The organism is Methylobacterium aerolatum (genome assembly GCF_022179085.1).
Classification (GTDB): domain Bacteria; phylum Pseudomonadota; class Alphaproteobacteria; order Rhizobiales; family Beijerinckiaceae; genus Methylobacterium; species Methylobacterium aerolatum.
Window position 1 is genome coordinate 1 of record NZ_BPQE01000017.1, and the last position, 18240, is coordinate 18240.

The 18240-nt window shown below is 70.4% G+C and carries 16 protein-coding genes; 10 read left to right on the forward strand and 6 right to left on the reverse strand.

The features are described 5' to 3' along the window. Positions 1-241: 241 nt before the first annotated feature. A complete protein-coding gene (locus MFF06_RS11920) occupies positions 242-1372 on the forward strand; it encodes a branched-chain amino acid ABC transporter substrate-binding protein (RefSeq protein WP_238204031.1) in 1131 nt (376 codons plus the stop codon). A gap of 106 nt (positions 1373-1478) precedes the next feature. Here MFF06_RS11920 and MFF06_RS11925 read toward each other — a convergent pair whose 3' ends face one another. Beyond that, on the reverse strand, positions 1479-2072 hold the full coding sequence (locus MFF06_RS11925) for a tyrosine phosphatase family protein (RefSeq protein WP_238204033.1): 594 nt from the start codon (positions 2070-2072) through the stop codon (positions 1479-1481). Positions 2073-2208: 136 nt separating this feature from the next. Here MFF06_RS11925 and MFF06_RS11930 point away from each other — a divergent pair, with 136 nt between their 5' ends. The 6 genes from MFF06_RS11930 to MFF06_RS11955 all read left to right on the forward strand — a co-directional run bounded on the left by MFF06_RS11930 (position 2209) and on the right by MFF06_RS11955 (position 9684). Next, a complete protein-coding gene (locus tag MFF06_RS11930; protein WP_238204035.1) occupies positions 2209-3339 on the forward strand; it encodes a TRAP transporter substrate-binding protein in 1131 nt (376 codons plus the stop codon). 88 nt (positions 3340-3427) lie between these two features. Further along, positions 3428-4843 (forward strand): phosphatase PAP2 family protein, encoded by a 1416-nt coding sequence (locus tag MFF06_RS11935; protein ID WP_238204037.1) that lies wholly within the window; start codon positions 3428-3430, stop codon positions 4841-4843. A 516-nt stretch (positions 4844-5359) separates the two neighbouring features. Then, positions 5360-6748 (forward strand): deoxyribodipyrimidine photo-lyase, encoded by a 1389-nt coding sequence (locus tag MFF06_RS11940; RefSeq protein ID WP_238204039.1) that lies wholly within the window; start codon positions 5360-5362, stop codon positions 6746-6748. A gap of 418 nt (positions 6749-7166) precedes the next feature. Further along, a complete protein-coding gene (locus MFF06_RS11945; protein WP_238204041.1) occupies positions 7167-8531 on the forward strand; it encodes a chloride channel protein in 1365 nt (454 codons plus the stop codon). Between the two features lie 113 nt (positions 8532-8644). After that, positions 8645-8824, forward strand: coding sequence for a DUF1328 domain-containing protein (locus MFF06_RS11950; protein ID WP_238204042.1), 180 nt, complete (start codon positions 8645-8647; stop codon positions 8822-8824). 5 nt (positions 8825-8829) lie between these two features. Continuing rightward, positions 8830-9684: an SDR family oxidoreductase gene (locus MFF06_RS11955; RefSeq protein ID WP_238204043.1), complete on the forward strand. Its 855-nt coding sequence runs from the start codon at positions 8830-8832 to the stop codon at positions 9682-9684. A 12-nt stretch (positions 9685-9696) separates the two neighbouring features. On the opposite strand, the gene cutA is transcribed toward MFF06_RS11955, so the two are convergent. Beyond that, complete coding sequence (gene cutA / locus MFF06_RS11960; protein WP_238204044.1) at positions 9697-10026, reverse strand: divalent-cation tolerance protein CutA; 330 nt, start codon at positions 10024-10026, stop codon at positions 9697-9699. A gap of 132 nt (positions 10027-10158) precedes the next feature. Here cutA and MFF06_RS11965 point away from each other — a divergent pair, with 132 nt between their 5' ends. Next, entirely contained in the window at positions 10159-10923 is a 765-nt protein-coding gene (locus tag MFF06_RS11965; protein WP_238204045.1) for an NAD kinase, read from the forward strand. A 41-nt stretch (positions 10924-10964) separates the two neighbouring features. On the opposite strand, the gene MFF06_RS11970 is transcribed toward MFF06_RS11965, so the two are convergent. From MFF06_RS11970 to dnaK, 3 genes are all read right to left on the reverse strand, one after another. Continuing rightward, positions 10965-11603 (reverse strand): class I SAM-dependent methyltransferase, encoded by a 639-nt coding sequence (locus MFF06_RS11970; protein WP_238204046.1) that lies wholly within the window; start codon positions 11601-11603, stop codon positions 10965-10967. A gap of 149 nt (positions 11604-11752) precedes the next feature. Next, complete coding sequence (gene dnaJ, locus MFF06_RS11975; RefSeq protein WP_238204047.1) at positions 11753-12901, reverse strand: molecular chaperone DnaJ; 1149 nt, start codon at positions 12899-12901, stop codon at positions 11753-11755. A gap of 333 nt (positions 12902-13234) precedes the next feature. Beyond that, positions 13235-15154, reverse strand: coding sequence for a molecular chaperone DnaK (dnaK, locus tag MFF06_RS11980; RefSeq protein WP_238204049.1), 1920 nt, complete (start codon positions 15152-15154; stop codon positions 13235-13237). Between the two features lie 405 nt (positions 15155-15559). Here dnaK and MFF06_RS11985 point away from each other — a divergent pair, with 405 nt between their 5' ends. Next, positions 15560-16555, forward strand: coding sequence for a hypothetical protein (locus tag MFF06_RS11985; protein WP_238204051.1), 996 nt, complete (start codon positions 15560-15562; stop codon positions 16553-16555). Between the two features lie 360 nt (positions 16556-16915). Here the strand turns inward: MFF06_RS11985 and MFF06_RS11990 are convergent, their stop codons facing one another. Further along, complete coding sequence (locus MFF06_RS11990; RefSeq protein ID WP_238204053.1) at positions 16916-17536, reverse strand: YqgE/AlgH family protein; 621 nt, start codon at positions 17534-17536, stop codon at positions 16916-16918. A gap of 169 nt (positions 17537-17705) precedes the next feature. Here MFF06_RS11990 and MFF06_RS11995 point away from each other — a divergent pair, with 169 nt between their 5' ends. Beyond that, positions 17706-18185: a peroxiredoxin gene (locus tag MFF06_RS11995; protein WP_238204055.1), complete on the forward strand. Its 480-nt coding sequence runs from the start codon at positions 17706-17708 to the stop codon at positions 18183-18185. Positions 18186-18240 lie beyond the last annotated feature (55 nt).

Below are 18240 nucleotides of genomic sequence, written 5' to 3' on the forward strand. Positions count from 1 at the left end.
GGGCGCCGCGACCTACTCCTACGCACGGTAGGCCCGTCCCGGCGCGCCTGCAGCCGACGCTGCTTGCGGGGTTCCGGGAAGAGGACGAACAGGCCACAGGTTTGTGGCCTGTTCTACGGGCGGATACGGAAAAGAAATCGCGTTCAGGCTAGACCTCGCGTATGGGCTGCGGGCAACCTGCCGGACGAAGGACCGGCCGCCGAACCCGCCGCTCGCGAGAAGGGTGCTGAGCAGAAGCCCGATGAAAGCCGGACGCGCCGTTCCCGCCCGCGGGTTCCTCGCCGCTGTATTCTCGTTCTCGAGCCTGTGTCTCGTCCTCGCCGCCCCGGCGCGGGCGGACGTGACCGTCGGCGTCGCCGTCCCGCGCTCCGGCCCCTACGTCGCCGTGGGCGAGCAGGTGCTGCGCGGGGTCGAGGCCGCCGCCCGGGACGCCAACGCCATGGGCGGCCTCGACGGGCAGACCGTCGTGCTCGATGTGCAGGACGATGTCTGCGACTCGAACTCGGCCACGGCGGTGGCCAACCACTTCATCAATTCCGGCGTGCGGCTCGTGGTGGGCCATGTCTGCTCGAACGCCTCCATCGCGGCCTCCGACCTCTACGCCGCCAACGGCATCGTCATGATCACCGCCGCCTCCGTGGCGGCGAAGCTCACCGACCGCGGCCTGCCGACGATCTTCCGGGTCTGCGGCCGGGACGACGACCAGGCGCGCCTCTCGGCGGCCGTGCTGGCGGAGCGGTTCCGCGACCGCAAGATCGCCCTGCTCCAGGACCAGACCGCCTCGGCGCGGCTGCTCGCCGCCGCCACCAAGGACAACCTCAACCGCATCGGCATCAACGAGGCGCTGTTCATCTCCTTCCAGCCCGCGGAGAAGGACGACGAGGCCCTGGTCGACCGGCTGAAGGCCGCCGGGATCGAGGTCGCCTATTACGGCGGCGACGCCGCGGAGATGGGCCGCCTCGTCAAGATCGCCGCCGACCGGGGCTACCGGCCGCAATGGTTCGGCACCTCGGCCATCGCCACCCCCGACTTCGCCAAGATCGCGGGTCCGGCGAGCAACGGCGTGCTCATGACCTTCTACCTCGACCCGAGCCGCCAGCCCGCGGCGGCCGGCGTCGTGAAGACCTTCAAGGGGCAGGGGGTCGATCCCACCGGCTCGACCGTCTACGGCTATGCCGCGATGCAGGCCCTCGTGGCGGCGGGCAACTTCGCCCACTCGACGGAACCCCGTCCCATCGCCCAGGCGCTGCACACCGAGCGGTTCGACCTCGTGCTCGGCACGGTGGGCTTCGACTCCAAGGGCGACGTCACCGCCCAGGGCTACGTTCTCTACGTCTGGAAGGACGGCACCTTCACCCCCGCCGGCAAGTAGCGGGTGTCCAGAGGGCTATGCCCTCGGGTGGGGTCCAGGGGCGAAGCCCTTGGAACAGGCAGGGCTCTGCCCTGCGCCCGCCAAAGGACCCGTCTTTTGGGATCCCCTATCTGAGAGCCGCGTCCACCTCTTCGCCCCGGCCCAGGTCGCGGAGCAGGTCGGCGAGATGCGGGCGCACCTGCAGCTGGAGGCCGTGCAGGCGGCGGACCGCCTCGCTCAGGGAGCCGCCCCGGCCGAGCGCCGCGTCGGCGAAGGCGGTCATCCGGGCATTGGGCCAAGCGGGCTCCCGCAGGGCGTGGAGTTTCTCCACCAGCGCCGACGCCTCGGTGCCGGGCTCCCCTTGTGCGAACAGCATCAGCAGGGCGGCGGTGGAACGCGACAGGCCGTAATGGCAATGGACGAGGACATGCGCCGCCCCGTCGAGCTCGTGCCCGAAGGCGAGGATCGCCGCCACGTGCGCCGGCTCCGGCGGGACCAGGGCGCGCCCGTGCTTGGTCGTGCCGGGGCCGAGGCAATCGTCGAAATGCAGCGTCGTGCGGCGATGCTCGCCATAGACCCCGAAGGCGTCGGGCTCCGGCGTGCCGGGATCGAGGAGGGAGAGCACATGGCTCACCCCGCCCGCGCTGTGGCCCGACAATTCTTCCAGGCCGCAGACGGTGTGCAGGGTGAGGGCGGGGTCGGAACTCGGCATGGGCCTCATATAGCGTGCGGCGGTCAATCCGGTCGCGGCTGAACCGAACGGCCGGCTGATTTGTTTCGGGACGGGGCGCGGCCGTGCTATCCGCGCCCGCCGAATCCCCGCATCCCCGCGAGACGGACCATCAGCCCCGGACGAGATGCCTTCGGACGATAGCCCCACCCCGCCGCGCTCCGCCGCCCCGGCCCGGCGCGGCCTCCTCACGGCCGGTCTCGGCGCGGCCCTCGCGGCGCCGCTGGCCGCCCCCGCCCTGGCCGAGGGCGCGCCGGAGGTGCGCTGGCGGCTCTCCTCGGCCTACGCCAAGAGCCTCGACATCCTGTTCGGCGCGCCCGAGAGCCTGAGCCGGATCGTCGCCGAGGCGACGGACGGGCGATTCCAGATCCAGGTCCAGGGCCCCGGCGAGCCGGTCCCGGCCGAGGGGCTGCTCGATGCGGTCGGCGCGGGCACCGTCGAGATGGGCCACGGCCCGGCCTCCCTGGCCACCGCCAAGGATCCGACCTTCGCGCTCGCCACCGCGATTCCCTTCGGCCTCAACGCGCGGGGACAGGCGGCGTGGTGGCAGGCCGGCGGCGCGGCGGAGCTCTTCGCCGAGATCTTCGCCAAGGCGAACCTCGTCTGCCTGCCCGGCGGCAACACCGGCGCGCAGATGGGCGGCTGGTTCCGCAAGGAGATCAAGACGCTGGCCGACCTGCAGGGCCTCAAGCTCCGCATCGGCGGCCTGGGCGGGCAGGTGCTCGCGAAGTTCGGCGTGCAGCCCCAGGCGACGCCCGGACCGGACCTCTACGCCGCCCTCGAATCAAAGAAAATCGACGCGGCCGAGTGGATCGGCCCCTACGACGACGAGCGCCTCGGCCTGCAGAAGGTCGCGCCGATCTACCACTATCCCGGCTTCTGGGAGGGTGGGGCGATGCTCCACGTCTGGATCAACGCCGAGAAGTGGAAGGGCCTGCCCAAGGCCTACCAAGCCATCCTGCGGGCCGCCTGCGCGCAGATCAGCGCCGAGGTGCAGGCCAAGTACGATGCCCGCAACCCGCGCGCCCTGCGGCGGCTCGTGGCGGGCGGCGCGCAGCTCCGGCCCTTCCCCCAGGAGGTGATGGAGGCCGCCCTTAAGAACGCCAATGACGTCTACGCCGAGATCGCCGCCAAGAACGCCGATTTCCGCCGGGTCTTTGAGGCGCTGCGCGTGTTCCGCAACGAGGAGTATCTCTGGTTCCAGGTGGCGGAATACACCTTCGACAACTTCATGATCCGGGCGCGGGCGCGGGGCTGAGGCAGGGCTGGCCATCCCGGGCCGGCCGTGTCACGCCACGGTCACGGGCAGGGCCTAACGGCGCCCCCGGATGGATGGAGAGGGCGTCATGCGGCACATCACGGCAACCGGCCTCGCGGTCCTGTGCCTGGCGGCACCCTCGCCCTGCCTGGCGCAGTCGAGCCTCAACCTCCACGCGCTGCAGGGCCTCGCGCCCTTCGCCCGCCTGCTCGACACCCCCGAGGGCAAGGCCGCCCTCGACGCGAACCTCAAGGTCACGGGCGACATCCAGAGCGGAGCCGCCCGGCAGCCGACGCTTCTGCCGCTGGCCGAGCAGCGCCTCCAAGCCCTCAAGGACTGCTTCATCACCGACGGCAACGCGGCCCAGCTCGCGGACGGCCTCGGAACCCGCATCGGCGACGCCTACCAAGCCAAGGCCCGCTACGCCGACCACAAGACCTTCACCAGCCTCGCCCCGGCGGTGGCCCGGCTGATCGGCTACACCAACACCATCACCAAGTCCGATTCGAACGCCGGCAAGTACTTCTTCGCCAACGGAACCACCGACGGGAAGAAGCCCGTCTCGGAGCAGGCGACCGCCCTTCTGGCGAAGGGCGGCACGGTCGACGTGCTGGGCAAGGCCTATGGCCGCCCCGCCGGCTCGCCCGGCTCCGATGCCTACGGCGATCCCCGGCCGTTCCAGACCCTGCCGGCGCTGGCGGCCTACCGGGGCGAGGATTACTTCGGGCGTCCCTCGCACAGCCTCGACTGGCTGCGCGGCCCCAGCCAGGACCTCGTGAACAGCCCCTCCTTCCCGAGCGGCCACACCACCTACGGCACCACCGAATCGATGATCCTGGCGATCCTCGTGCCCGCCCGCTACCAGCAGATGGTGGTCCGGGCGGCCGAGTACGGCAACGATCGCATCGTGGTCGGCGCCCACTACGCCGTGGACGTGATCGGCGGCCGGGCCACCTCGCTGCACGCCCTGGCGCACCTGCTCGCCAACGATCCCGCCTATGTCGGGCAGATCCGCGTGAACCCGGCGGTGATCGACCCAGATACCGCCGACACGGGAAAGACCGTCAGCCTGTCCGACTACCCGGCGGTGGTGCGGGAGGCGCGGGCCGAGATCGACGCCTTCGTGCGGGAGACCTGCGGCGCGGACGTCGCCGCGTGCGCCGCCCAGGATACGAGCCGCTTCAAGGACGCGGCCGCCAACGCCGCCTTCATCGCCTCGACCCTGACCTACGGCCTGCCCGTGGTGCATCAGGACCGGGCGGACGGCCACGACGACGTCGCCGCCACCGCGCCGGAGGCGGGCCATCTCATCACCGCCGCCTTCCCGGACCTGACCCTCGCGGAGGCGAATCGCATCCTCACCGAGACGCTGGCGCCCGGCGGCGGCTTCCTCGACAACGGTTCGGAGTTCGGCATCTATTCCCGGCTCGACCTGTACGAGGCGGGGGGCCGCGCGGCAAAGCTGGCGCAGGCGAAGCGGGACGGAGCCGCGCCCTCGCGCTGAGGCCGGGGCGGTCGTTCCGGGGCGGCCGATCGCCCGAAGGTTCGGACACCAAAGAAAAAAGGCCGCTCACGAGGAGCGGCCCGAAGTCTAGGGAGGAAACGCCCAAGGAGGGCAGCGGGACTGCGACGCCATCGCTGTCCCGCACTGCACAAACTGAGGGCGGAACCCGGCGAAGACAAGGCCCTCGCCGGGAGAATTCGCGACCTCGGCCGCGCGGGCGCGACTTCCGAAGCGGCTGTGCTCAAAAGGTCGCACTGCAATCGGAGCTATAAAGCTGTCCCCCGCCAGTAGCGTGGCCTGTGTTTCCCGAGGGAGAGCAAGGCGATCCTCGCCCTCGGCCGGGTTGGCCATCCCTTCGACCGCCCTCGACTATTCCTGTGCTGGCCGCCCCGCCCGCCGCGGGTCGCTGCGACATCGACGGCACGGGCCCGGACGCGAAATCGATCCCGTCCCCGCGCCGCCGCGGCCTCCCCGCCCTAGCTTGGCGACACGATCTATTCTGCCGGGGGCCGGGACGTGGCGATTCAGGGCGAGCGCATCCGGGTGCTCAACGATGTCGAGCCGGAGGAGAAGGGGGCCTACGTCCTCTATCTGCTGCAGCAGGCCAACCGGGCGCGGTTCAATCCGGCCCTCGAATACGCCATCGAGGAGGCGAACCGGCTGGGCCTGCCGGTGGTGGCCTGCTTCGGCCTGCTCGACGGAAAGAACGGCTTCCCCGAGGCGAACGCCCGGCACTACGCCTTCCTGCTCCAGGGCCTGGCCGAGGCCAAGGCGGGCCTGGAAAAGCGCGGCATCGCCTTCATCATGCGCAGGGCCTCCCCCGGCGAGGTCGCCATCGACCTCGCCAAGGAGGCGGCGCTCCTCGTCCTCGACCGGGGCTACCTCGCCATCCAGAAGCAATGGTACGGGCAGATCCAGCGGCAGGTGAAGCGGCGGATCGTCCAGGTCGAGGGCGACGTGGTCGTGCCCGTCGAGACCGCGTCGGGCAAGCACGAATTCGCCGCCCGGACGCTCCGCCCGAAGCTCAACCGCCTCTGGGATCCCTTCATCGAGGACCTGAAGGCACGGCCCGTGAAGCACGAGGCCAAGGGGCTCGGCCTCAAGGGCGAGATCGACGTGTCCGATCCCGACACGGTGCTGGCGGACATGACCCTCGACCGGGAGGTCGGCCCGGTGAAGCGCTTCGTCGGCGGGGAGGGCGAGGCGCGCAAACGGCTGAAGGCGTTCCTGAAGGGCGGGTTCGAGGGCTACGGCGCCGGGCGCAACAAGCCCGAGGCCGCCGCCGCCTCGCACATGAGCCCCTACCTGCATTTCGGGCAGATCTCGCCCGTCGAGATCGCGCTGGCCATCCGCGAGGCCAAGGCGGGGGACGACGACGACCGCGGCGCCTACCTGGAGGAGCTGATCGTCCGGCGCGAGCTCGCCATGAACCACGTCTTCTATACGGCGGGCTACGATTCCTACGACAAGGCCGTGCCCGATTGGGCGCGCAAGACGCTGGCCGAGCACGCCGACGACGAGCGTCCGCACCGCTACACCGAGAAGCAGCTCGCGGCGGGCGAGACCCACGACCACTACTGGAACGCGGCCATGCGCGAGATGCGCGAGACCGGCTACATGCACAACCAGCTGAGGATGTACTGGGGCAAGAAGATCCTCGAATGGTCGCCCTCGCCGAAGGCCGGCTTCGAGCGCACCCTGCGCCTCAACAACCGCTACTTCCTCGACGGGCGGGACCCCAACTCCTTCACCAACGTCGCCTGGGTCTACGGCCTGCACGACCGCCCCTGGCAGAAGCGGAAGATCTTCGGCACCGTCCGCTACCAGAGCGAGAATTCCCTCAAGAAGTTCGATGCCAAGGCCTATGTGAGGGCGGTGGAGAAGCTCTGCGCGGCGGAGGGCTAGTGCAGTGACGCACTCACTTCGTTCCTACGTGTCTGCACGCGCTCATTGTTCTTGCATCAATTTTTCCAGTCTCGGCTGCCGCCTCCGACTGGATCGATGCACCAGAGCCGTCGTCGATCGGGGCGAGCCCAGTCCGTCGACGGCCTTGGGCGCGCGCCGGTTCTCCCCCTCGCACTCACCTCTGCACCAAGCTAAGCTTGGCCCCTAGAGGGATCGTTGCAGAATTCCTCCCACCCTCGACCTCATCCTGAGGTGCCCGCCTCGGCGGGCCTCGAAGGAGGCCTCCAGAAGGCGTCGCGATCCCTGGAAGCCTCCTTCGAGGCGGCTCGCGCCGCACCTCAGGATGGGGGTGTGGGTGGGAGGGAGGCGCCGGGCCGATGTGGCAAGGATCCCCCGGGACCGAAGGGAAACGGGAGTGATGGTGGGCAGGCAGAAGGGCCGGGATGAAGCGCCGAGGCGCTCCCGCTACGGCCGGTCCATCGCCCGGCTCCGTTCCGTCTCGATGGGGGCCTTCCCCCTGTGGCGCTCGCGGCTCCTGTTCCTGGCGGGCGGCATCGGCGTCGGCCTCGCGGCGGTGGGGATGGCCAAGGGCGCGGACCTCGCGCAGGAGGGCTTCAAGGCCCTCACCGCCCCCTCGCCCCTGATCGCCCTGCTCCTGACCCCGGCGGGCTTCGCGCTGGCCGCCCTCCTCGCCCGCACGGTCTTCCCGAACTCGCAGGGCTCCGGGATCCCGCAGGTCATCGCCGCCCGCCACGCCCGCGACGACGGCTTCCGCAAGGGCTTGATCTCCCTGCGGGTCGGCGTGGGCAAGGTGCTGGTGCTGTTCCTCGGCCTGCTCTGCGGCGCCTCGGCGGGGCGCGAGGGGCCGACGGTGCAGGTCGGGGCGGTGATCATGGCGGCCTTCGGGCGCCTGACGCCGGACCGCCTGCCGGGCCTTCTCCTGGCGGGCGGGGCGGCCGGCGTCGCCGCAGCCTTCAACACGCCGCTCGCCGGCATCGTCTTCGGCATCGAGGAACTGGGCCGGGCCTACGAGGCGCGCTCCTCCGGGCTGATCGTGGCGGGGATCGTGGCGGCGGGCCTGACCTCCCTCGGCCTCATGGGCAACTACACCTATTTCGGCACGACCCCAGCCGACATGCCCCTCGCCACCGCCTGGATCGTGCCGGTGGTCGCGGTGGCGGGCGGGCTCGCCGGCGGCGTGTTCAGCCGCCTTGTCATCCTGTTCGCGCGGGGGCTGCCGGGCCGCCTCGGGCGCCTCGTCGCCGCCCGGCCGATCCTGTTCGCGGCGGCCTGCGGCCTCGCCGTGGCCCTGTGCGGCCTCGCCTCGGGCGGATCGGTCTACGGGACCGGCTACGAGGAGGCCCGGGCGATCCTGCACGGCGACGCTCCCGCGAGCCCGCTCTTCGCGCCCCTCAAGTTCCTGGCGACGGTGCTGAGCTCGGTGAGCGGCATCCCCGGCGGCCTGTTCGCGCCCTCGCTGGCGGTGGGCGCGGGGCTCGGCGGCGTGATGCACCCCCTCGTCCCGGCGGCGCCGGTGGGGGCCATGGTGCTGCTCGGGATGGTCGCCTACCTCACCGGCGTCCTGCAGGCGCCGATCACGAGCTTCGTCATCGTCACCGAGATGACGCAGAACCACGCGCTGATGATCCCGCTGATGGTCGCCGCCCTCGTGGCGGATGCCGCCTCCAAGGCGGTGTGCCGCAGCGGCCTCTACCATACCCTGGCGGAGATCATGCTGGAGCGGGCCGACGTACCGGGCCAGCCCGTCGCCCGGACGGGATGAGAATAAAGGCCCTGCCGGGGGGACGAGGGAAGGAACAGTCGCGCTTGGCTGCCGGTTGACCCGTCGAGAGACAACCGCCTCGCGCCGCGGCGCGAGCCATCGGAGGATGCCTGATGACCCTTCTGAAATGGGCCCTGATCTGCTTCGTGATCTCGCTGATCGCCGGCGGCCTCGGCTTCACCGGCATCGCGGCCGGCGCGGGCTCCCTGGCGCGCATCCTGTTCGGCCTGTTCCTCATCGTGGCGATCGTCATCGTCGTCATCGCCTTCGCCGTCGGCCAGGTCGTCTTCTGAGCACGATGCGCGGACGGGTCTGCCTCGTCACCGGCGCGACGGGCGGAATCGGCCTCGAGACGGCCCTGGGCCTCGCGCAGGCGGGTGCCCAGGTCGGCCTCATCGGGCGCGATTCCGGCCGCCTCGCGGCGGGCGCGGAGCGCATCCGCGCGGCGGTGCCGGGGGCGGAGGTCACGACCTTCGCCGCCGACCTGTCCTCGCAGGGGGAGATCCGCCGCCTCGCCACCGAGGTCCGGCGGGCCTGCCCGCGCCTGCATGTCCTCGTGAACAACGCCGGGGCGATCTTCGACCGGCGGGAGGTCACGGCCGATGGGTTCGAGCGGACCTGGGCGCTGGACCATCTCGGCTACGTGCTGCTGACCCTCGAACTCCTCGACACCCTGGCCGCGACGGCCCAGTCCGGCGGCAAACCCCGCATCGTCAACGTCGCCTCGGCCGCCCACTACCGCGGGCACATCGCCTTCGACGACCTCAATGCCGAGCGCCGCTTCGCGCCGATGCGCGCCTACTCCCAGGCGAAGCTCGGCAACGTGCTGTTCACCTACGCCCTGGCCCGCCGCCTCGCCGGGCGCGGCATCACGGCGAACTGCCTGCATCCGGGCGTCGTCAACACCGGCTTCGCCACGAACACCGGCGGCCTGTTCGGCGCCGCCTGGGGCCTCATCCGCCCCTTCCTGATCACTCCGGAGAAGGGCGCGCGGACCTCGCTGCGCGTGGCCACCGCGCCCGATCTCGACGGCATCACCGGCCGCTACTTCTCCCATGGCCAGCCGAAGACCTCCTCCCGGGAGAGCCGCGACGAGGCGGTGCAGGAGCGCCTGTGGCGGGTCAGCCTGGAGCAGGTCGGCCACCGGGCCTGAATCCGCCCGTTCTCAGGGGGAGGGCGGCGAGGTCTCGGCCAGGAGCCAAGCCGCCGTGCCGGGATCTGCCTCGGCCACCGGCAGGGCGAGGAGGATCGGCGTGTCGTAGGGATGCTTGGCCTTCACGGCGGCGAAGAGCGCGTCCTTCAGGCCCTCGCGGCTCTTCAGGATCGCCACCACCTCGTTCGCCCGCTCGACGGCCCCCTGCCACGCGTAGACCGATTGCATCCCCGGCAGGACGTTGACGCAGGCCACGAGGCGCTCGCGCACCAGGGCCTCGCCGACGTTAACGGCGGAGGCTTGGTCGGGAAAGGTGGTGTAGACGAGGAGCGGGCGCTCCATGCTATGCCTCCGGAGTGCGGACGGCCCTGAGTGCGGCCCCGCGACGGCCGACGTCAACCGGGCGGGTCCGCTCGACAGTTTGGGAGCCCCCGCCGTGACCCCGCCGTTCCGGCCGAACCCGGCCTAAAGTCCATGCGCAACAAGTCGATCGCCTTCGTGGCGAGCCCCACCCGGGATGCCCGCGAGGCCGCCGCCCTGCTGATGCGGCGCTACGACCATGTGCCGCCCGAGGAGGCGGACGTGGTCGTCGCCCTCGGCGGCGACGGCCTGATGCTGCAGGTCCTCCACCGCTTCATGGACGCGCCGAAGCCGATCTACGGCATGAATCGCGGCACCGTGGGCTTCCTCATGAACGAGTTCGGCGAGGACGACCTGCGCGAGCGCCTGGAGAAGGCCCACCGCAGCGTCATCCACCCGCTCCTCATGGAGGCGACGGACACAGAGGGCCGCGCCCACAAGGCGCGGGCGATCAACGAGGTCTACCTCCTGCGCCAGACCCACCAGACGGCCAAGCTCAAGATCTCGGTGGACGGGCAGGTCCGCCTCGAACAGCTCATCGCCGACGGAGTGCTCTGCGCCACCGCCGCCGGCTCCACGGCCTACAACCTCTCCGTCGGAGGACCGATCCTGCCGCTCGACGCCAAGCTACTGGCGCTGACCCCGATCTCGGCCTTCCGGCCCCGGCGCTGGCGCGGCGCGCTGCTGCCGGACTACGCCCGCATCCACATCGAGGTGCTGGATGCCGGCCACCGGCCGGTGGCGGCGGTGGCCGACCACACGGAGTTCCGCCGCGTCCGCACGGTGGAGACCTCCCTCGACCGCACCACGGACCTCGTGCTGCTGCACGATCCTGGGCACAGCCTGGACGAGCGGATTCTCAGGGAGCAGTTCGGGTAGGTGCCGTTGCCGTCACTGCGTTCGCAATGACGAGCGTGAACTTAGGGCCGCCGGTACACCCACACCCGCGCGGGCGGCAGGTTGAGCCACACCCGGTTCGAGGGGGCGGCGGTGTAGCTGCCGGCCTCGCACTTGGCCGGGATCGGCGGCACCACCGCGTAGGTGAACTGGATGAACGGGGCCCCCGGCCGCATCAGGTCGTGGGCGGCGTTCAGCAGGTCGAGGCGCTGCTCCAGGGGCTTCGTGAACAGCGGCAGGCTCGACACCGCCGCCGCGCCGGGCTCGGACAGGGCCGAGGCAAGGGTGGTGCGGATGTCGTAGGCATCGCCCCGGATCACCGTAACGCCGGGGAAGCGGCGGGCGAGCAGGCGGCAAAAATCCGGATTGAACTCCACGAGGATCAGCCGCTCGGGCGCGATGCCCCGGCGGATCAGCGCCTCCGTCACCGGGCCCGTGCCGGGCCCCAGCTCGATCACCGGCCCGCCCTGCTGCGGATCGACGTAGGACGCCATGGTGCGGGCGAGCATCTTGCCCGACGGCGTGACCGCCCCGGTGACCAGGGGCCGCTCGAACCACGAGCGCAGGAATCTCGCCTCGTCCTCCAAGGGATCGCGTCGCGGCCCGCGAATCGCGCCCTCGACTCCGGAGACCTTTGCACTGGGATGGCGCAGCGGCGGCAAGTCCTGGATTCCCGATGCCGTGGAGAAAAGAATCGTGAGACGACGAAACGTTCTTATCGCTCCGCCTGGGCGCCGCCTAGGGTGCGGATGCCACGTTTCGCAGGTGCGAAAGTCGGCTCATCCCACCCCATGGCGAGGCCTCGGCCGGGTCACGCCTTGGCGGCGCCCCCAAAGAACTCGCGAACCTTGGAAAAGAACCCGGCCGATTCCGGATGATTTTCCGGCGAGGCCGACTGATCGAACTCCAGGAGCAGCTCGCGCTGCCGCTTGGTGAGGCTCTGGGGGGTCTCGACGAAGACCTGGATGTAGAGGTCGCCGACCTCCCGCGAGCGCAGCACCGGCATCCCCTTGCCCTTGATGCGGAACTGCTTGGCGGTCTGGGTGCCCGCCGGGATGCGCACCTGGGTCTGGGAGCCGTCGATCACCGGCACGGTGATCTCGCCCGAGAGGGCGGCCGTCACCATCGAGATCGGCACGCGGCAGAACAGGTCGGCCCCGTCGCGCTGGAAGAACTCGTGCGGCTTGATCGACAGGAAGACGTAGAGATCGCCCGAGGGACCGCCCCGCAGGCCGCTCTCGCCCTCGCCCGCCAAGCGGATGCGCAGGCCGTCATCGACGCCCGCCGGCACGTTGATCGACAGGGTGCGCTCGCGGTTGACCCGACCTGCGCCCTGGCAGCTCGGGCAGGGATCGTCCACGATCTCGCCCCGGCCGTGGCAGTTCGGGCAGGTCCGCTCGATGGCGAAGAACCCCTGGGCCGCGCGCACCCGGCCGTAGCCGCCGCAGGTGCCGCAGGTCCGGGGCTTGGAGCCCGCCTTGGCGCCGCTGCCCGAGCAGGTCTCGCAGGTGATCGAGGTCGGGATCTTGATGGTCTCGGCCTTGCCGGTGAAGGCCTCTTCCAGGGAGATTTCCAGGTTGTAACGCAGGTCGGCGCCGCGCTCGCGACCCGGCGCGCCGCCCCGGCGCCCGCTGCCCGGCCCGCCGCCCCGGCCGTCGCCGAAGAAGTTGTCGAAGATGTCCGACATGAAGTCGCCGAACTCGTTGCCGAAGCCCGGCCCGCCCCCGCCGCCCTGGCTGAAGGCGGCATGGCCGAACCGGTCGTAGGCGGCGCGCTTCTGCCCGTCGGAGAGGCACTGATAGGCCTCGTTGATCTCCTTGAACTTGATCTCGGCTTCCTTGTCGCCGGGATTGCGGTCGGGGTGGTACGACATCGCAAGCTTGCGGAAGGCGGTCTTCATCTCGCCGTCCGACGCCGTCTTCGCGACCCCCAGAACCTCGTAGTAGTCCCGCTTCGACATCCCGTTCCGTCTCCGGACAATTCCAAGCGCGACCTCACGGCGTGGCCGGCGAGATCGCGCGCCCCGTCATGGCGAGCGCAGCGAAGCGATCCAGGGTCGCGCCAAGGCGTCGGTCCGTTCCGCTGCCCTGGGTTGCTTCGCTGCGCTCGCAATGACGGCGAGGGTCTCGTGCGCTTCTTCCAACCGGCCCGGTCCGACACTCGCAGGAGGTCTTGGGCGGACGAAGCGGCGCCTGAGCCTGTCCCTCACTGCTGTACCCTCGCACGGGGCCACCGCAAGCGACGGCGGGGCCGGATCGCTCCGGCCCCGCACGATTTCAGACGAGCGTGGCGATCACGCCCGCTTCTTCTGGTCCTTCTCGTCGACCTCCTGGAAGTCGGCGTCGATGACGTCGTCCTTCTTCTCGGCCGACGCCTCGGCCGAGGCCGCGCCCTCCGGGCCGGCCGCCTGGCTCGCGGCATACATCGCCTCGCCGAGCTTCATGGAGGCCTGCGTCAGGTCCGTGGTGCGGGCCTTGATGGTCTCGACGTCGTCGCCCTCCAGCGCGGTCTTCAGCGCGGCGATCGCCGTCTCGATGCCGCCCTTGTCGGCCGCCGAGACCTTGTCGCCGTACTCCTTCACCGACTTCTCGGTGGAGTGGACGAGGCTCTCGCCCTGGTTCTTGACCTCGACGAGCTCGCGGCGGCGCTTGTCGGCCTCGGCGTTGGCCTCGGCGTCCTTCACCATCCGCTCGATGTCGGCATCCGAGAGACCGCCCGACGCCTGGATGCGGATCTGATGCTCCTTGTTCGTCGCCTTGTCCTTGGCCGTCACGTTGACGATGCCGTTGGCGTCGATGTCGAAGGTCACCTCGATCTGCGGCATGCCGCGGGGGGCCGGCGGGATGCCGACGAGGTCGAACTGGCCGAGCAGCTTGTTGTCCGCCGCCATCTCGCGCTCGCCCTGGAAGACCCGGATCGTGACCGCGTTCTGGTTGTCCTCGGCGGTCGAGAAGGTCTGGGACTTCTTGGTCGGGATCGTGGTGTTGCGGTCGATCAGGCGGGTGAACACGCCACCCAGCGTCTCGATGCCGAGGGAGAGCGGGGTCACGTCGAGGAGCAGCACGTCCTTGACGTCGCCCTGCAGCACGCCGGCCTGGACGGCGGCGCCGATGGCCACGACCTCATCCGGGTTGACGCCCTTGTGGGGCTCCTTGCCGAAGAAGGACTTCACCACCTCCTGGATCTTCGGCATGCGGATCATGCCGCCGACGAGCACCACCTCGTCGATCTCGGAGGCCGAGACGCCGGCATCCTTGAGCGCCTTGCGGCAGGGCTCGATGGTGCGCTGCACCAGATCGTCCACCAGCGACTCGAACTTGGCGCGCGAGAGCTTGAGGGCGAGGTGCTTCGGGCCAGTCTGGTCGGCGGTGATGTAGGGCAGGTTGATCTCGGTCTGGGTGGCCGAGGACAGCTCGATCTTGGCCTTCTCCGCCGCCTCCTTGAGGCGCTGGAGGGCGAGCTTGTCCTTGGTCAGGTCGATGCCCTGCTCCTTCTTGAACTCCGCGGTCAGGTACTCGACGATGCGGTTGTCGAAGTCCTCGCCGCCGAGGAAGGTGTCGCCGTTGGTGGACTTCACCTCGAACACGCCGTCGCCGATCTCGAGGATCGACACGTCGAAGGTGCCGCCGCCGAGGTCGTAGACCGCGATGGTGCCGGCCTTCTTCTTATCGAGGCCGTAGGCGAGCGCGGCGGCCGTCGGCTCGTTGATGATGCGCAGCACCTCGAGGCCGGCGATCTTGCCGGCGTCCTTGGTCGCCTGGCGTTGGGCGTCGTTGAAGTAGGCGGGAACGGTGATCACCGCCTGCGTGACCGGCTGACCGAGATGGGCCTCGGCGGTTTCCTTCATCTTCTGAAGGGTGAAGGCCGAGATCTGGGACGGCGAGTACTTCTTGCCGTCGGCCTCGACCCAGGCGTCGCCGTTGTCGCCGCGCACGATCTTGTAGGGGACGAGACCCTTGTCCTTCTGGGTCATCGGGTCGTCGTAGGTGCGCCCGATGAGGCGCTTGATGGCGAAGAACGTCCGCTCGGGGTTCGTGACCGCCTGGCGCTTGGCCGGCTGGCCGACGAGCCGCTCGCCGTCGTCGGTGAAGGCGACGATGGACGGCGTGGTGCGGGCGCCCTCCGAATTCTCGATGACCTTGGGCTGCGTGCCTTCCATGACAGCCACGCAGGAATTGGTGGTGCCGAGGTCGATACCGATAACCTTACCCATGGTGGGATCCCTCTTCTGTCGCGTTCAAGCAGACCGCCGAGCCCCGGAGCAGCTCGGCCCATGGCATTTCAGAACTCGCGATGGAGACTGACGCGTGAGATGTGAGAACGGGATCCGGGCCGGATCAAGGGCCGAGGACGGACGAGATCCGGCGGATAATCCCGCGTCGATCGCGATATAAGAAGCGGCGCGCGGCCCCGCAAGAAGCCTCCTCCGAACGGAGTGGCGATGGCTGCATCCCGTTCTCGCGGCTCGCCAATTTCAACCCTGCCGCAGCCTTCGGCTGGTTCTTGGCCGCATTTTGTTGCTTCGCTGCCACGTCAGCGCCACCGATCGCGTGTTAACCGTGGCGCAAGGGATCGTGATCGGCCCCCGCGAGACAAGAACCATAAGAGCCGCCCGCCCGTGAGACCGACACGCTCGATCCGCCTCCTGCCCCTCGCCGCCCTCGCCGCCGCCCTCGCGATGCCGGCCGGTCCGGCGCAGGCGCAGAACTTCCTCGAGCGTCTCTTCGGCATCAAGCCGGAGCGGCCCCCCGTGCCGCAGCTCCGGCCGTCGGATGGCGGGCCGGTGCCCGGGCCCGGCCAGTCCGAGGACGCGGTTCCCGGCCAGCCCGCCCCCGAGATGCGCCCGCCGCCCGTGCCGCGGGGACCCGTGGTCCTCAAGGCACCGGCCGAGGACAGCGTGATCGGGCAGGACCTCCAGCGCAACGGCATGGGCGGCAGCCTGAGGCTCGAGCGAGCCGCGGGCGGCGTCGCGGCGACGATCACCCTGCCGGGCACCAAGATCTCGCAACCGACCGAATCCTGTACCGTCAAGCTCGGGGGCGGCAAGCCCGTCCCCTTCACCTCCGCCGGCAGGCCCGAGGGCGTGCCGCGCTACGAGGCGCCCACCGCCGAGTGCCCCCTGCGCCTCGACGTCACCGAGGGCGCGGTGCTGGCGACGACCCTCGAAGGCGGCGCGACCTGCACCTTCACCGCCGCCGACTGCGCGACGACCCCCGTCGGGATGTGGGGGCCGGCCCCGGCCAGCCTCACCCCGCGCGCGGGTGAGTTCGACACCGCGCGGGGCGTCGCCGACAAGGCGGTGCGGGACAATTACAAGCTCATGACCCAGCGGGCGCGCTCCGAGGACGTGCGCCCGATCGTGGCCGAGCAGGCGGCCTTCTCGGCGGATCGGGAGCAGTTCTGCCGGGCCTATGCCCGGGAGGGCGTCCACGGCTTCTGCCACCTCCGCTACACGGAGAACCGCGCCCTGGCGCTGGCCACCCGCCTCGGCGCGAACACCGCGGCGCCCACCGCCGCGACGGCAGTAGCGCCGCGCCGGGCGCCCCGCCCGAGGCCCGCGGTGGAGGGGCTGAACCCGGATGCGGGGGCGGGCTTCGGGGCGGACCCGGAGTAGGATCGGCTGCCGCCTTCACCATCCTTGCGACGAGGGCGCGGATCTCATTCCCGCGAGCCGGGCCGGGACGCCGGATCGTGTCCCACCCTCCCCCTCGGAGCCTGACCGGGACACCGCCCGCTCCCACCCGACATCCCCATCCTGAGAATCTGGCCGTCGAGGTCCTGGCGGCTCATGAAGCCCGCCGCGTCATTGCGAGCGTAGCGAAGCAATCCAGGGCAGCGCGCCGACTCCGAACGTGGCGTATCCCTGGATTGCTTCGCTACCCTCGCAATGACGGAAATGGGCGACGACCTTTCCGGCCAGACACTCAGGATGAGCTCCCGGTGGAGAGACGAGGCGACTGCCCGGTCAGGTCCCTCACGCCCGCCCGACGCTCGCCGAGAGCATGGCCGGATCGATCCCGTTGCCGCGCAGGGTGCGCTCGTACTTGGACTCGAGGTCGGCGTTGAAGATCAGGCTCGGATCCGCCTGGCAGTTGAGCCAGCCGTTGGCCATGATCTCGCTCTCGAGCTGCCCCGCCTGCCAGCCGGCATAGCCCAGGGCCAGCACCGCGTTCGCCGGCCCCTCGCCGCTGGCGATGGCGCGCAGGATCTCGACGGTGGCGGTGAGGCAGATCCCGTCATCGATGATGAGGGTCGATTGGGCGATGTGGAAGTCGTCCGAGTGGAGCACGAAGCCCCGCCGCCCCTCGACGGGGCCGCCCATCAGCACGGGCATGTGGCCGACGCGCTCGCGCAGGCGGATGGCGTCGGCCTCCGGCGCCACGTCGAGCTGCACCAACAGGTCCGGCATGCTGATGTCGGTGGCGGCTTTGTTGACGATGATGCCCATCGCCCCGTCGGCGGAGTGGGCGCAGATGTAGATCACCGACCGGGCGAAGCGCTCGTCCGCCATGCCGGGCATCGCGACAAGGAACTGTCCGTCGAGGAAGTGGGTGCCGGAGAGCGCGGTCTGCCGGGCGGGGCGGGAGGTCGGCATGGTCCCATGCTGGCCCCGCGCCCTGCCGTTGTCCAGCGGGCAAAATGGCGGCGCCCCGCCGAACGTCACCGGGAGGATGGGCGGCCCCGCCTCGACAGTCCCGGCGTGCCACGCTAGGTCACCCCCCGACCCCGCGGGGATGCCCCGCCCCACCGGAGAGACTCGAACGATGATCCAGGTTGGCGACCACCTGCCTCAGGCGACCTTCCGGGTGATCGGCCCCGAAGGTCCGATGGCCCGCACCACGGACGACGTGTTCAAGGGCCGCAAGGTCGTCCTCATCGGCGTGCCGGGCGCCTTCACCCCGAGCTGCCACCGCAACCACCTGCCGGGCTTCGTCCAGAACCGGGAGCAGATCCTGTCGAAGGGCATCGATGCCATCGCCGTCACCAGCGTGAACGACGTGTTCGTCCTCGACGCGTGGCAGAAGGCGAGCGCCGCCGAGGGCATCGAGTTCCTGGCCGATGGCAACGCCGACTTCGCCAAGGCCATCGGCCTCGACATGGACGGTACGGGCTTCGGCCTCGGCACCCGCTCGAAGCGCTACGCGATGGTGGTCGAAGACGGCGTGGTGCGCGTCCTCAACGTGGAGGAATCGCCCTCCAAGGCCGAGGCGTCCGGCGCCGAGGCGATCCTGAAGGTGCTCTGACCCGCCCGCCGGGGATACGCTCCGGCGAGGAGGGGGGCTACCGGTTCGGCCCTCG